The following is a 15,453-nucleotide window of genomic DNA, read 5'->3' as shown; positions in this document are numbered from 1 at the left end:
GGCATGAAAATAACATTCATTTTTCTCTTCAGTTTTCTCAGTTCCTTTCCTCTTATTTTATCCGCACAACAGCGCATCACGATAAGCGGTACGGTAAAAGACGGAGCAACGGGAGAAACACTGATCGGGGCAACCGTTAAACTGCAAAACGCGACTCAAAACATTGGCCTTGCTACAAATGCTTATGGCTTCTATTCTATCACTACAGCTGCAGGAGAATATAACCTGACCGTTAGTTATAGTGGTTATCAGATTTCAACCCAAAAAATCTCACTCAGCAAAGCATTGACCATCAATGTAGCGCTTTCCTCTGCATCCACCTTACAGGAAGTCCAGATCAGTGCCGGAGACCTGAAGAATGAAAATGTAAAAAATCCGCAGATGGGTTTAAACAAGATCAATATGAAGGACCTGGACAATGTACCTGTGTTATTGGGTGAAAAGGATGTGTTGAAAGCTATACAATTTCTGCCGGGAGTAAAATCCGGAGGAGAAGGTAATACCGGATTTTTTGTCCGCGGTGGTGCTGCTGACCAAAACCTGATCTTACTGGACGAGGCTACAGTTTACAATTCTGCGCATTTACTGGGTTTCTTCTCCACTTTTAATGCCGACGCAATAAAGGATGTGAGTCTGTATAAGGGTGGGATGCCGGCACAATATGGAGGCCGTTTGTCTTCCGTACTGGATGTTAAAATGCAGGACGGTAACGACAAAAAGTTTGGTGTAGAGGGTGGTATTGGCCTCATTGCTTCACGCATCAAAGCTGAAGGCCCGCTGGTCCAAAATAAAAGCTCTTTCATGATCAGTGCAAGAAGGACCTATATCGATCTCCTGTTGAAAGCTTTTGGCGACTCCGCTTTGAAAAAAAACACCCTTAATTTCTATGACATCAATGCGAAAGTGAATTACAAATTTGATGATAAAAATACCCTTTACCTTTCCGGTTATTTTGGTCAGGACAATATTGGAATTAAAGATTTATTTGCCAACGATTGGGGCAATACGACTGCCACCATGCGTTTTAACCATATTTTTAACAACAGGTTATTTTCCAACACCTCCTTAATTTACAACCGCTACAGCTATGCCGTCGAACTGATCGATGAACAAAGCAATGCCAAAGTGAAATCGCTCATCAGGGATTTAAACTTTAAACAGGATTTTCAGTACTTCAGCAGCAACCACTTGCTAAGATTTGGATTACAAGGCACACATCATCAAATCACACCTTCTGACATTACTGCTTCAGGTAATTCCAGTATCAATCCCCTTTCTATAGAAAAACGCTATGGTGTGGAGTTCGGCGCATATGTATCCGATGAATGGAAGCTGAGCGAAAAATTCAATTTGTTAATTGGCTTACGCCTGAGCCAGTTTTCCTTGCTCGGCCCGGGAAAAATCAACACTTACAACCCTGCAGCTGAAGTCATTTCATCTAAAACGTATAGCAGTGGAGAGTTTGTTAAAAACTATTTCAACCTGGAGCCCCGTTTTTCAGCAAGCTATACCTTAAATGATAAAAACTCAATCAAAGCTTCCTATAACCGTAATACTCAAAATATTCATATCCTGAGTAATTCAGGAACAAGCGCTCCTACCGACCAGTATGTGATGAGCAGCAACAACATCAAACCCGAAATCGGGGATCAGATTGCTCTTGGATATTTTAAAAACACGGAAGACAATGGTTACGAGTTTTCTGCAGAGGTATATTACAAATGGTTGCAAAACCAGATCGATTATAAAGATGGTGCAGATCTGACGGCTAATGCCGAGGTAGAATCACTCCTCTTATATGGAAAGGGCCGTGCTTATGGAGTAGAGCTTTATGGAAAAAAGACCAAAGGCAGGCTGACCGGATGGATCAGTTATACGCTTTCAAAAACCGAACGGCAGTTTGATGGCATCAACCAGGGAACTTATTTCCCTGCCAGACAAGACCGTACACATGACCTGTCATTGGTGGCCATGTATAATCTTAGCAAACGTTGGTCTGTTTCTGCCAACTATATTTTCAATACCGGAAATGCGGTAACCTATCCGGCAGGCAAGTATAATGTAGGCGGGTTGACTACCTACTATTATACAGATAGAAATGCCAACCGGATGCCGAATACTTCAAGACTGGATATTGGGGCTACCCTCAAAGCTAAAGAAACCCGCAGGTTCCAGAGCAGCTGGACATTCAGTATATACAATGTGCTCAATACTAAAAATCCTTATGCCATCAGGTTCAGAGATAAAGAAAATGATCCGAGCCGCACGGAAGCTGTGCAAACCAGCCTTTTTGGAATCATCCCTTCTGTAACTTATAACTTCAAATTCTAATGACCATGTTAAAACAAATTAAATATATAGCCATACTTTTTACCGGGTCCATCGCATGGAGTTCTTGTGAAAAGGTGATTGATGTGAAGCTCGACAATGCAGAAAGCCAGCTGGTGATAGAAGGCACCATTACGGATCAACCGGGGCAGCAACTGATCAAAATCAGCAAATCCGTACCTTATACGGAAAACAACACCTACCCTCCGGTTAGCGGGGCAGTGGTTCTTGTTACAGACGACAATGGGCATTCCTGGACCTTTTCTGAAACGACTCCCGGGTTTTATACTTTTCCTGCTCTGAAAGGAGAAACCGGACGTACCTATACGCTTAAGGCCACCGTAAATAATGTGGTGTATACCGCCAGTTCCAGCATGCCTGCTCCGGTAGCGATTGATTTCCTGGATGTAAAAGTTTTCAATTTTGGTGGTGATGATCAGAAACAGGCCCAGGTACATTATAAAGATCCTGCCGGCATTGCCAATCAATATCGTTTTGTAATGAAAGTGAATGGGATTCAATCGAAACAGGTATATGCAGAAAATGACCGCCTGAGCGATGGCAATGATGTTCCGAGTGTATTATTCTTTACCGGGAATAATGACGATCAGGATCAGTTGAGAACAGGGGATGTGGTGGATATTGAAATGCAATGTATAGATAAAAACGTATTTCTTTATTGGTATACGCTAAGCCAGCAATCCTCAAATGGCCCCTCTGGCGGAACTACTCCCGGAAACCCGCCTTCAAACATCAACAACAAAGCCCTGGGTTACTTCAGCGTACATACCGTAAGTAAAAAGCAATTGACCGTTCAGTAATCTGAGTTACAATGATCATTCTTGCATTGGTTATTTTCTTAAAGCGTTGTTTCAAGCGATTGGAACAACGCTGATTGATCATGTACCTGCTTTATTTCAAGGTCATCACCTTCTCCAACAATCTCGGCAAGCCATTTCTATTGACGTTATCGCTGTCCCAGAAGCTCATTATACAACTGATGAAACCATTTTTTACCGGACTGGCTACCGCATAAACCGTTAAAGTTTTCGCTCCGTCCATTTTTATCAATAAGGAGTTTATCCCCTTGAGGCCATAAACCATCTTTTTTGCAATAGCTTCCCTCCCTTCAAAAACAACATTGACTGTAGTATCTGATAGCGATTTCCCACCTTTCTGCTCCCTGATTAATTTCCATTGGTCATTTACGGTCTGGCTGGCATCTTCCAGTGTTTTATGAATACTCCAGCTCATTTGTCCATTGGAAGGACATTGAACATTATTCACGCCCATATACCTGCATCCCTCTCCCAGAGCTATTTTTCTACCTGCAAAATTGAGGCTGTCCGGATTCATAGAGTTGAATACGCTGTTCGGAATCGCATTGTTCTTAATTAACGTCACAAAACTTCTTTCAAATGCTTTATCGTCCTTGTTCATGGTGGAAAAACTAATTCCAACCAGCTTTTTATCGGGACTTTCAATAAAGTAATAATGATGATTAAAAACAATCCCTTTCACCTTCTCCTCAGATCGACCTACATATAGATTATCAAATTTCAACAGGGAATCTGTCTTATTTAAATCAGCTTCTCTGATACCGGATTTTTTGAAATTCTTAACAATGTTTTTCTTTGAAAATTCAACATCAAATTTCTGACTGGAGATCTCAAACCCATCGACATTATAAAATTCAATTTTCTGATTATAAAGTCCCTGCAACCGGGACAGTAAACCGTCATCAGCCTGTCCAAAGACATGAATACTCATGAACAGAAAAAAAAGGGAGGTAAAGATGAGCTTCATTTTATTCCTATATCCAAATATTTTCATTGAAGATACTCAATTGTAATGAAAAATTTAATCCCGAAAATTATAACATTAAGCCACTTGAAGCACTGATAAAAACTATTAAGGGGCTCAATCTGGATGGAAAAGGATGTTAAGCCGAAATCTATTGAGCTTCTTTCTTGTGTTAAGGTCATATAGAATGGTTTAACATTGCCTTAATTAAGGTGGTCAGGGGTAGGCTGACGGTAGGGGTTGAAAGGGCCTGATAGGACTTATCCCCCTTTCAAAGCCATTTGATCGGGAGCTGTACTCGACTTGAAAACAAAATCACTATGCGCTATGTTAAAAACATGAATACTGAGATATATCAGAAACAAAATTTATTTAATTCTGCTTTAAGTCGGCTGATGGAAAGCGGATTTCCAATAGTGTATATCTCGGCAACCTGAACGAACGAAAACTGGAACACCTTCCAGGGAACCCCGGTTAAGAAAGATTCAGAATTCCCAAAAAGACAAATAATTTCCCATCCCCCCTCCTCTTCGCTTAAAAAGCGAGGAATGGGGCGGGTATGGGAAATATTTCAGAAAACAATTGTGAAACCGTTCGGTTACACTTACATTTGTAACCGAACGGTTTCATATAAACAAAAAATAAGTTGAGAAGAGATGTTTTTCAGGCCATAGCCGACCCTACGAGAAGAGAAATTATTGACTTAATTTCTCAGCAATCCTTAAACCTGAATGCTGTCGCAGACCATTTCGACATGAGCAGGCCTGCGGTTTCCAAACACATTAAGATCTTAATGGAATGTGGGTTGATAATGATCAGGCAGGATGGCAGAGAACGTTATTGTGAACCGCAGCTCCAAAAAATCAGGGAAGTAGCTGCATGGGCAGAAAAATACAAGACCTTCTGGTCGCAAAAACTGGATGCGCTGGAATCCTTTCTTGAGGAGGAAAATCAGCCTAAATCATAAATTTAAATCTACAACACAATGAAAGCAGAACCACTTGTACTTGAAAGAACATTGAATGCGCCGGTATCGCGTGTATGGGATGCATTAACGAACAATTCAAAAATGAAAAAATGGTATTTTGACATTGCTGACTTTAAGCCTGAAATAGGTTTTGAATTCCAGTTTTATGGTTCAAAAGACGACACCAGATACCTTCACCTCTGTAAAATCACCGAACTCATTCCGAAAAAGAAACTGACCTATACCTGGAAATATGAGAACCTACCCGGCGAATCCGCAGTCAGCTTTGAATTGTTTAATGAAGCAGGAAAAACCAGGTTAAAGCTGACTCATACAGGGTTGGAAAGTTTTGTCACAGACAATCTTGATTTTGCACCGTCCTCATTTAATGCAGGCTGGACGCATATCATTGGTACTTCATTGAAAAACTTCGTGGAAGAAGGCCAGGGTATTTCAATATAAGGATTACCCGGAACAGGTGGATTAAGGTAAGCTAACAGCCACCTTAATTACCACCCTTGTTTGTTCCTTCATCCCCCCGGATTAGTTTCTTTAAGAAGCGTCTTCTGTTCCTGCAAAAATAAAAAACCGATATGAAACCATCATAAGCGTACCGCTTAAAAACAGTTATCAATATGCTTATGATCGCTTCATAACCGATAAAAACAAATATATACTGATGAAAATAAAATAGCAAGCGAACGAATAGATTAAAAAATATATCTTGCGGGTTCAAACCCACAACAACTTTTATGGCTTCTTCACGAAAGGCAGCGTTAAGCTTCATTTTCATCACGATGTTATTGGATGTGATTGGCATAGGCCTGATTATTCCGGTATTCCCTCAATTGATCGAACAATTGATCCATGGAAATATTAGCCAGGCTTCCCAATGGAGTGGTTTTCTGATGTTTGCCTATGCGATTATGCAATTTGTTTGTGCACCAATTATTGGAAATCTGAGCGACCAATATGGCAGAAGACCTGTTTTATTGTTGTCTCTTTTGGGATTTGGAATTGATTATATTTTCCTTGCACTGGCACCAAATATCTGGTGGTTATTCCTTGGAAGAGTCATTGCCGGTGTTTTTGGTGCAAGTATGACCACTGCCACAGCTTATATTGCAGACATCAGTACAAAAGAAAACAGGGCACAAAATTTCGGAATGATCGGTGCTGCTTTCGGTTTAGGCTTTGTAATTGGCCCGGCCTTAGGTGGCTTATTGGGACAACTGGGACCAAGGGTGCCATTTATTGCTGCCGCAATCCTGACGCTGATCAATGTACTTTACGGCTATTTTGTTTTACCGGAATCTTTATCAAAAGAACACCGCCGGCCTTTTGAATGGTCAAGAGCAAATCCAATGGGTTCTTTATTGTGCCTGAGGAAATACAAGGGAGTTGGTGGATTAATCGTTGCCTTAATTTTTATTTATATCGCCGGACATGCTTTACAAAGTACCTGGACCTTTATTAATATTGAACGTTTCAACTGGAATACCTTTTTAGTAGGCATCTCGCTCGCTACTGCGGGAATATTGGTCGCACTTGTACAAGGTGGTTTGATCCGCTATACCAGTCCGAGGTTAGGGAATGAAAAAAGCATTTATATTGGTCTTGGGCTTTCGGCTTTTGGAATGGTCTTATTTGCTTTTGCCAATCAAAGCTGGATGATGTTTGCTTTCCTCGTTCCTTATTGCTTAGGTGGAATCGCAGGGCCGGCCTTGCAGGCCACGATCTCAGGCAATGTCCCACAGAACGAACAGGGAGAGTTACAAGGGGCACTCACCAGTCTGATGAGTGCGACAACCATTGTAGGTCCATTGTTAATGACCAATCTTTTTGCCTGGTTTACCAGGCCAAATGCCCCTGTTAAATTCTCCGGTGCTCCATTTTTAGCTGCTGCAGTTTTAATGATCATCAGTGTATGGATTTGCAGCAGGACCATGAAAAAAGAGTCTTTTATCAATAGAAAATAAGCTAATTGTTTTCCCTGATCAGAAGGATTGACGGAGAAGACACACCTGCAATATCGGACAGTGCTGATTCCTGCTGACGGAATCCATATTGCTCATAAAAAGCAATCCGGTCTTTCTCATCTGCTTTCTCAGTAAGCGTGACCGCATCATAAGCTTTGCAAATCATGATGCATTTTTCCATCAGACGGTCTTTAGCTTCTCCTTCATTAAAAGCATTCAGCACTTCGAAATCCTGCAGATGAAAAACACGCTGATCAGCAAGATGTTCAGGAACGCTCCCCTTTCCGGTAAGAAAAGCATAACCTGCAGGCTTTTCATCTACATAAACGACCACCAGCTGATTAGAAAAAGTATTTAAATTACTGATGATGGTATCCCTGTTATACTTTTCGAACAGATAATCGGCCATCTGTTTTTCATTGAGCAAGGCACCATATTTCTCATGCCCTCTGGTTTCTCCAAGATATTGTAAATCCGCTATTCCTTCTTCTGAAGCTACGGTAAATTTTGTTTTAATGCGATTGTCCATATAATAATGATAATCCTCAAAATTAAGGTCTTTAAAGAAAGAGACAGGTCCAGAATATGAAAATCAAAGGGGTACAGTTCCAAGGGAAAGCAATAGGATCAGCCCAATAAATCCTGCGCAGTTTTACCCGCAAGTTTTAACACTTCTTCTCTTTGTCCGGTGTATTTACTGGCGAAGATGATTCTGAAATGCTGCTCAAAAACAGAACTGAAAGAAAAGGCAGAGCCTGGCGTGAAACGAACACCTATTTGCTCACAATGTTTGTAAAACATTTTCATATCCAGCTTCTTTTCCATTTTAAGCCAGATGCTATAGCCTCCCTTCGGCTGACTGATGCGGGTACTTACAGGAAAATATTCAGAAATGAGGTTAATGGTCTGGTAAGACTGAGCCGCCAGCTGCATCCTGAATTTCCTGACATGCCTGTCGTAACTACTGGTCGACAGTAATTTGGCAATGGTTTCCTGATAGATTGGAGATACGGTACTTCCCAGAGAAAACTTAAGTTGCTCCGCCTGTTTAAAAAACCTCCCTGGGGAGAGCCAACCTAATCTGATTCCGGGAGCAAGGGTCTTGGAAAAAGAAGAGAAGGTCATGACCAGGCCGCTATTGTCCATAGACTGGATATTTGAAGGACGGCTACCCGAGAAATGAAGATCACCAAAAACGTCATTTTCGATTATTGGAATGCCTTTAGATTGGGCAATCGTAAGCAGTTCCAGTTTATCCGCATCTGAAAGAACAGCACCGGTAGGATTATGGAAATTGGGTGTCAGCGCAATTGCCTTTAAAGGGATGTGTTCTGTTGCCCTTTTCAGAAAGGCAACATCAAATCCGGAACCCCGATGTACCGGAATTTCTATAACTTTCAGTCTTAAGTTCTTTAGTACCTCCAGCATAGAAAAGATACAGGGACTTTCAATTGCCACCACATCTCCCGGGTTTGTAACCGACGCTAATGCAATGTAAAAAGCCTGAACAGCACCATCTGTGATGATCAGTTCTTCTGCATTAAACCGGCTATGATACCCTGTTGCCCGGCTGGCAAGCTGATCTTTCAAAAATTCCGACCCATTGGAAGGATAATACTTCAGCAAGCTGATCCCCTTCTCCCGGATCACCTGCTGCATTGTTCTCAACAGAAGCTTCTGGGGAATAAAAAGGTCTCCGGGAGCAGCTACATTAAATTCGCTGAGGCTATGTTTCTTTTGTGAATCGGGGTTGGTCGTGATGACCGATAAATTATTTTCGAAAACAGCATCCCTGATCAAAATGGCTTCTGGCCTCTTAACAGCCTGCTCTTTCTCTTTTTTTCCGGCTACATAATAACCGGATTTAGGAATACTTTCTACGAGGCCTTTTATAATCAGATCGTCGTAGGCACGCTGTACCGTACTTAAACCAATATTGTATTTTAGTTTGAGGATTCTGACAGAAGGAAGCTTATGCCCTGGTTTTAACCGGCCAGCCACAATATTGGCTTCCATCTCTTCTGCGATTTCTTCGTATCTGTATTTCTCCATAACGCCTGCTGATGAGCTGCTGGTCCCGGCAAAGATATGATATAAGCAGCGATCTTCCGGTTTATTGAATCCGGGACATTGCTAAACACAAAACGACCGTTGATCGCAACGGCCGTTTTATGTTTATATTTTAGCAAAAAAACACTCTTTATTTGAAGCTACCTTCTTTATCCAGAAGTTTAAAATAAGCATCTAAATTTGTTCCCAATGAGGCTTCAAATGCTGCTTTCAGGTCTTCCGGCTGTGGATGTTTATTTTTCCATAAGCTGAAATAATGCTGAAAAGCTTTATCCATTTTTTCCCGTCCTACTTCATTTTCCAGCAAGTGTAACCATAAGGCTGTTTTCACATAAGAAATCAGGCCGTATTCATCAGAGCTGGAGAATTTATCTGCTGGTGTTTCTATAGCTGATTTCATGGGAATTGAGCCCATCACCTGGTAAATCCGCGAAGAAAACTCCGGCTCCGGCAATTGTTTAACCTGTTCAGGAATGGCATCTCCGAATAAAGAGTTGGACCTGTATTTCTCTGCTTCATATCTGAATTGAAAATAACTGTTCAATCCTTCATCCAGCCAGGTATGTTTTCTTTCGTTACTTCCGAGCATGCTCATAAACCAGTTGTGCCCTACTTCATGGGCAATTACTGCGTCAAGAGATTCCTTTTTAGCATCCGGACTGGTGATTAAAGTGATCGTTGGATATTCCATTCCACCACTTGAATTATTTGCAGGCCCCTCTACCACCTGAACTACCGGATATTCGTACTCCCCGATCCACTTGCTATAATGCTTTACCGCATCTTTTGCATAGTCGATACTGTTGTTCCACAAGGTCTCTTTTTTATTGTGGTAATACGTAAAGGCATCTACAGATTTCCCTGAGGCCAGTTTGGCTGTATCGTATTGGATCACAAAGTTCTTCGCTGCAAACCAGGCAAAGTCAGGAACATTGTTGATTTCGTAGGTTAATTTCTTCGTTGCATTTTTATTTAATGGTTGATAAAGCACTGGTGTTCCGGTTCTGTTCGCTGCATTTTTAGCGCCTATTGTCTTATAAGCAGTAAGCTCATCAGCATTCTGCAATACACCTGTTGCTCCAACAACATAGTCTGAAGGTAGGGTAATGTTTACTTTAAAGGAAGCATATTCACTATAGAACTCCCCCATATCAAGGTAAGGAAACTCATGCCAGCCATCCTTATCATATACTGCCGGTTTCGGATACCATTGACAAACCATAAACTCTCCATCCGCAAAGCCTGATCTGGAGAAGTACGAAGGAAGTTTAACATTGAAATCCGTAGCGATATTTACAGATGCTCCGGGTTTTAGCGGCGTAGCCAGTTTCACTTTAATGATGTCAATATACTGGGGATTGGGATGTGCTTCCGTAATTGCCTTTTTGCCATTTACTTTGAAATTTAAGCCGTCTATACTACCATAGGTGTATTTTTCCATTTTCTTTGCTCTGGTAGTATCATTTTTCAATTGCTGGAACAAAGCGGTGGATTCCTGCTTATATGCATTTGGCCAGATGTGGAACCAGATAAAATCAAGCGTATTCGGGGAATTGTTTTTATAAACTAGCTGTTCTGAGCCTTTAAGCGTCTTTGCCTGATCGTTCAGGGCTACATCAATCGTGTAACTGACTTCTTGTTGCCAATATTTTTCCTGTGCAAAAGTGCTGCTGCTAAAGCATACAAAAAGGATTACCAAGCATTTTTTCATTAGCATATATTTCTTTTTAATGGTCATGATCTCATTATTGTAATTTGTTTGTTATTGGCGCTGAAGCCGTCATTTTTTATTATTTTTATTGTACCCGTCTGAAGACATGAATTTGTTCTCAAGACAAATATCGCGCCCGGATCCCCAACTATAACAAATTAAACGGCTTTAATAAAACCTGCTACATAAAATTAACACATTTTAACACTTTCAGGTCATCAGTCAGAAAATTTTTAACTTAAATTTGATATACCTTAACCCACTTAAAGATAATGTTTCATAAAGAAAGCTATGAGCTGCATGAGAAATGGTATAACGAAAAGTTTCCTACTCCAGAGGCGAAATCTGACTATTTTAAGAAAAGCAGATACGAAGATGCCGGTAGTATAGGATCATGGCTTCAGCGCTTGTTTTTTGATTGTCTGAACCCCTTGTTAAAAAATAAAGACCAGCGATGGTTAACTGTTGGGGATGCCTACGGTTTCGATGCCAGATACATTCTTAAGAATGGGAATAAAGCAACTGCAAGTGATCTGAATACAGATTTCCTCAGTATTGCGCATCATGAAGGGATTGTCAATGATTTTCGCTCTGAAAATGCCGAAAGGTTATCATTTACAGATGACAGCTATGATTTTGTCCTTTGTAAAGAGTCCTATCATCATTTCCCACGCCCTTACTCTGCATTATACGAGATGATCAGGGTTTCCAAAAAAGGGATCGTGGTGATTGAGCCACAGGACCCCATTTCAAAAATGCCTTTATTGCTGTTTATGGTGAACAGCCTGAATGCCATCAAAAGTAATTTAGGATCGTCAATCTGGAAAAACAGGTTTTCTTATGAGCCTGTTGGTAACTTTGTGTACAAGGTGTCGGAACGTGAGTTTGAAAAATTTGCAGCAGGTTTAAACCTGCCGATGGTTGCTTTTAAAAAAATCAATCCCAATTTCTATTTTAGCGGGGCTGAGGCACTGGAGGCCAATATGAAAAATAAAAAATTCAGATCCATTTATCTTAAAAAATCATTTCTGGACGTTCTCTTAAAGTTGAAGATCATTCCGGGCCAGGTATTGTCCGCAATCGTCTTTAAACAGCTACCCAATGAAACAGAACTACAAGACCTTAAAAATGATGGCTATAAAATCGTAAACATCCCTAAAAACCCTTATATTAACTAAACCAGCGCCATTCATCCCTAGTATAGATTTATTCATCAGACAGATTCATTTAGTAAATAAATATATCATGAACAGGAGCATACACATTAGCAGGACAAATCCGGAACATCTGGACTTCAGAAAATTAATCGCTCTTTTAGACGAGAACCTAAGCATTAACAATGGAGAAGACCATGCTTTTTTCACACAATTCAATAAAACAGATACCATAAAACATGCAATAGTTGCCTATATCGATGGGAGTGCAGTAGGTTGTGGTGCGATAAAGGAATATGGGGAAGGCGTAATGGAAATTAAGCGGATGTTTGTTCATCCTGAGTTCCGCAGACAGGGAATTGCCAGACAGATCCTGGAGCAACTGGAACACTGGGCAAATGAGATGAAATATGAAACCTGTATCCTGGAGACTGGGAATAAACAGAAGGAAGCAGTAACCCTTTATCAAAAAGTAGGTTATGAGGTGATTCCAAACTTTGGGCCTTATGAAAAGGTGGAGAGCAGTATTTGTATGCAGAAAAAACTAAAAGACCTTTCTTCAGCAGTATAGTTGCTGAAGAAAGGTCTTTATCTATTTTTTAAGCTTCCGAATTGATCGATTCCCATAGCATATCTTTCAATTCTGTTAAGCCTTTTTGGGCTACAGAAGAAATAAAGATGGATGGAATATTTTTAGGCAGTTCTTTCTTCATTTCAGCAACCAGCTCTTCGTCCAGCATATCGGATTTAGTGATGGCCAGTAAATGAGGTTTTTGCATCAGTTCCGGATTGTAATCCTGAAGTTCTGCTTTAAGAATGGCATATTCTTCTGCAATTGTTCTGTGGGTATCCGCCGGAACCATAAACAACAATACTGAATTTCTTTCGATATGACGTAAAAAGCGATACCCTAAACCTTTTCCTTTTGAAGCGCCTTCAATAATTCCCGGGATATCGGCCATTACAAATGATTTGCCTCCACGGTAAGAAACGATCCCAAGATTCGGCACCAGGGTGGTAAAAGGATAATCTGCGATTTCCGGTTTTGCTGCGGAAAGTACAGAAAGTAAAGTTGATTTTCCTGCATTGGGAAAACCTACCAGGCCTACATCGGCAAGTACCTTTAATTCCAGTACCATCCATTCTTCTTTACCTGCTTCACCTGGTTGGGCAAAGCGTGGTGTTTGAAGGGTTGGTGTTTTAAAATGCCAGTTTCCCAGTCCGCCACGTCCACCTGCAGTCAGGATTTTTGTTTCTCCATCTTCAGTGATTTCAAAAAGCACCTCTCCTGTTTCCGCATCTTTGGCGATGGTTCCCAGGGGTACATCCAAAATTTCATCTTTACCGAACTTACCGGAAGAGGTTCCACTGGAACCCGGCTGACCATCCTGTGCGATGATGTGTTTACGGTATTTCAGGTGAAGTAAAGTCCAGAACTGGGAGTTACCTTTCAGGATGATGTGTCCACCGCGTCCGCCATCACCTCCATCAGGTCCACCTGTAGAAGTCCGTATATCACGATGCAAGTGTGCAGAACCTGCCCCTCCCTTGCCGGAGCGACAGCATATTTTAACATAATCTACAAAATTTGAACCTTGCGACATAACCTTCTTTTTTTAAAATAAAAAAGCCGGCTTTTAAGCCGGGCTTTTGTTATCCTGATGAGATCAGGACCAATCCTATTGTTAAAACTAATATTTATCTACTACTTCACATAACTCAGCAAAGATGTCATCGATTTTTCCGATTCCATTTACTTTACTTAGTTTGCTTTGTGCTTCGTAATAAGGCAAAACATGAATCGTTTTGCTAAAATACTCGTCTATTCTTTTTTGCAATTTATCTGCCTGATCATCCACACGACCGGTTTCCAACTGACGTTGGGCGATACGTTTGGTTAATTCCTGCTGATCAACATCCAAAGCAATTACACCTGCAATTGAACTTCCTTTGCTTTCCAGAAACTCATCTAAAGCAGCCGCCTGAGGAACAGTACGTGGAAAACCATCAAAAATAAAGCCTTTGGCTCCAGGGTTTTTATCCACTTCTTCTTCCAGCATAGCAATGGTAATTTCATCCGGAACTAACTGTCCATCTGCAATTAGCTCACTTACTCTCTGGCCTAATGGTGATTGATTTTTAATGTGAGCCCTAAAAAGGTCACCTGTTGAAATGTGAATCAATTGATATTGATCTATCAATTTCTGAGATTGAGTGCCTTTGCCTGCACCCGGTGGGCCAAAGAGAACAAAATTTAGCATTTGGGTTGTCTTTAAAGTTTAGGAAGCCTTCTACCTTGGCTTAAGGCTTTAGTTTCTTGTTTTTCCAATTAATCAGATGATTTCTTCCTTAAATTCCAATCTGGTCAGTTAACCTGATCGACAATTACCGTATAAAACCATAAAATCTTTGCAGTCTTCAAAACCAGCCTTTTGTTTTGTTGACTATTTTCTCCGGGATTTGAGCTTCAATCCACCCTCCTTTTGGCAAGCCGCCGGAAGGATCAATTTACATCCAATTACCTGTATTAAAGTTCAAAACAGGTAAAATCCTTTTGAGGTTGCAAATATATAATTATTAATTTAGTATACTTAATTTTTGACAAAAAACTACGATTAACACCACAACGGCAACCTGGATAAAATAACATAAATCTCTCATTATCAATGTAATTACTCCTCAACAGACTCCAATCTGCCATGGGATAATTTATCCAAAGAAGATGGTGTAAATATAACACTATGTGGATTAATAAACTGAGCATACTGCCAATCAGTGTTTTAAGCAGTTGAATACAGGCAGATTATCTTGCAGAAAATCCCTCATCCGGGATTCCGGATCTGATCATCTATCAGAAAATAAGCGCGAAAAAACTGAAGCGCCTGAAACTGGATTGCAGACGCTTCAGCCAGCATTTATTTGCTTTTTTTAAGTAAATACAGGTCTTTCATTTCGCCTTCAATTACTTTTCCTTCCTGAGTTAACTGACGCAATTGTCTTCCCTCAGTTTTAAACTTTTTATAGGGTTCAATGTTATTTTCTCTTAAACTAATCACATCCGTATGTCCGGTTTCCCGAGACCAATATCCGGTAGACTCAAGAGGTTTCGCTCCCGCACGGGTGAAGAGTTCTGTCAGTTTGAATGTTCCATTATCATTTAAGACCAGGGTTGTTTTAGCCGTTCCATCAGCATTAGGAATATTCCCTTTATATTTACCTGCATATTTTTTTCCCAGCTTATGATCAACAGCAACCTCTTTTTTACCTGCACCATCCAGTACTTCTGTTGCCGGCGAGGAAGTAGAATCAACTATCGTCGTATCCCCACCAGCGATATTGCCATTAGAAGAAGAAGTTTGAGTACATGCCGCAAAAATTGCTAAAAAACTTGCTGCTAAAAATATTTTTTTCATAGATAGATTTCAATAGTTAAATATGTTT

14 protein-coding genes are annotated in these 15,453 nt (G+C 40.6%); 7 read left to right on the top strand and 7 right to left on the bottom strand.

Annotated features, from left to right (window positions below):
- The first annotated feature begins 3 nt into the window (after positions 1-3).
- Both BUC20_RS08895 and BUC20_RS08890 read left to right on the top strand, forming a co-directional pair.
- Positions 4-2,331 carry a TonB-dependent receptor gene (locus BUC20_RS08895; protein WP_073230114.1) on the top strand — a complete coding sequence of 776 codons (2,328 nt, stop codon included), beginning with the start codon at positions 4-6 and terminating at the stop codon, positions 2,329-2,331.
- Positions 2,332-2,336: 5 nt separating this feature from the next.
- A complete protein-coding gene (locus tag BUC20_RS08890) occupies positions 2,337-3,149 on the top strand; it encodes a DUF4249 domain-containing protein (RefSeq protein ID WP_073231738.1) in 813 nt (270 codons plus the stop codon).
- A 91-nt stretch (positions 3,150-3,240) separates the two neighbouring features.
- Here BUC20_RS08890 and BUC20_RS08885 read toward each other — a convergent pair whose 3' ends face one another.
- Positions 3,241-4,161, bottom strand: coding sequence for a hypothetical protein (locus BUC20_RS08885; protein WP_073230112.1), 921 nt, complete (start codon positions 4,159-4,161; stop codon positions 3,241-3,243).
- 616 nt (positions 4,162-4,777) lie between these two features.
- Between BUC20_RS08885 and BUC20_RS08880 the strand changes: the two genes are divergently transcribed.
- The 3 genes from BUC20_RS08880 (at position 4,778) to BUC20_RS08870 (ending at position 7,077) form a co-directional block, all read left to right on the top strand.
- Positions 4,778-5,098 carry an ArsR/SmtB family transcription factor gene (locus tag BUC20_RS08880; protein ID WP_073230110.1) on the top strand — a complete coding sequence of 107 codons (321 nt, stop codon included), beginning with the start codon at positions 4,778-4,780 and terminating at the stop codon, positions 5,096-5,098.
- A gap of 18 nt (positions 5,099-5,116) precedes the next feature.
- Positions 5,117-5,560: an SRPBCC family protein gene (locus tag BUC20_RS08875; RefSeq protein ID WP_073230108.1), complete on the top strand. Its 444-nt coding sequence runs from the start codon at positions 5,117-5,119 to the stop codon at positions 5,558-5,560.
- 290 nt (positions 5,561-5,850) lie between these two features.
- Positions 5,851-7,077, top strand: coding sequence for a TCR/Tet family MFS transporter (locus BUC20_RS08870; protein ID WP_073230106.1), 1,227 nt, complete (start codon positions 5,851-5,853; stop codon positions 7,075-7,077).
- A 1-nt stretch (position 7,078) separates the two neighbouring features.
- Here the strand turns inward: BUC20_RS08870 and BUC20_RS08865 are convergent, their stop codons facing one another.
- From BUC20_RS08865 to BUC20_RS08855, 3 genes are all read right to left on the bottom strand, one after another.
- Entirely contained in the window at positions 7,079-7,606 is a 528-nt protein-coding gene (locus BUC20_RS08865; RefSeq protein ID WP_073230104.1) for a GNAT family N-acetyltransferase, read from the bottom strand.
- Between the two features lie 98 nt (positions 7,607-7,704).
- The gene (locus BUC20_RS08860) at positions 7,705-9,129 is read right to left on the bottom strand and encodes an aminotransferase-like domain-containing protein (protein WP_073230103.1); all 1,425 of its coding nucleotides are present in this window, start codon (positions 9,127-9,129) and stop codon (positions 7,705-7,707) included.
- A gap of 148 nt (positions 9,130-9,277) precedes the next feature.
- A complete protein-coding gene (locus BUC20_RS08855; protein ID WP_073231737.1) occupies positions 9,278-10,858 on the bottom strand; it encodes a M1 family metallopeptidase in 1,581 nt (526 codons plus the stop codon).
- A gap of 272 nt (positions 10,859-11,130) precedes the next feature.
- Here BUC20_RS08855 and BUC20_RS08850 point away from each other — a divergent pair, with 272 nt between their 5' ends.
- Both BUC20_RS08850 and BUC20_RS08845 read left to right on the top strand, forming a co-directional pair.
- Complete coding sequence (locus BUC20_RS08850; protein ID WP_073230101.1) at positions 11,131-12,036, top strand: class I SAM-dependent methyltransferase; 906 nt, start codon at positions 11,131-11,133, stop codon at positions 12,034-12,036.
- Positions 12,037-12,103: 67 nt separating this feature from the next.
- Entirely contained in the window at positions 12,104-12,583 is a 480-nt protein-coding gene (locus BUC20_RS08845; protein ID WP_073230099.1) for a GNAT family N-acetyltransferase, read from the top strand.
- Positions 12,584-12,611: 28 nt separating this feature from the next.
- On the opposite strand, the gene obgE is transcribed toward BUC20_RS08845, so the two are convergent.
- From obgE to BUC20_RS08830, 3 genes are all read right to left on the bottom strand, one after another.
- On the bottom strand, positions 12,612-13,616 hold the full coding sequence (obgE, locus tag BUC20_RS08840) for a GTPase ObgE (RefSeq protein ID WP_073230097.1): 1,005 nt from the start codon (positions 13,614-13,616) through the stop codon (positions 12,612-12,614).
- An 87-nt stretch (positions 13,617-13,703) separates the two neighbouring features.
- Positions 13,704-14,273 (bottom strand): adenylate kinase, encoded by a 570-nt coding sequence (locus BUC20_RS08835; protein WP_073230095.1) that lies wholly within the window; start codon positions 14,271-14,273, stop codon positions 13,704-13,706.
- Between the two features lie 654 nt (positions 14,274-14,927).
- Complete coding sequence (locus tag BUC20_RS08830; RefSeq protein ID WP_073230093.1) at positions 14,928-15,425, bottom strand: copper resistance protein NlpE N-terminal domain-containing protein; 498 nt, start codon at positions 15,423-15,425, stop codon at positions 14,928-14,930.
- Positions 15,426-15,453 lie beyond the last annotated feature (28 nt).

It is taken from the genome of Pedobacter caeni, from assembly GCF_900129215.1.
In the GTDB taxonomy this organism is placed as follows: domain Bacteria; phylum Bacteroidota; class Bacteroidia; order Sphingobacteriales; family Sphingobacteriaceae; genus Pedobacter; species Pedobacter caeni.
Note: the sequence above shows the minus strand (reverse complement) of the source record. Positions and strands in the feature narration are given on the sequence as shown.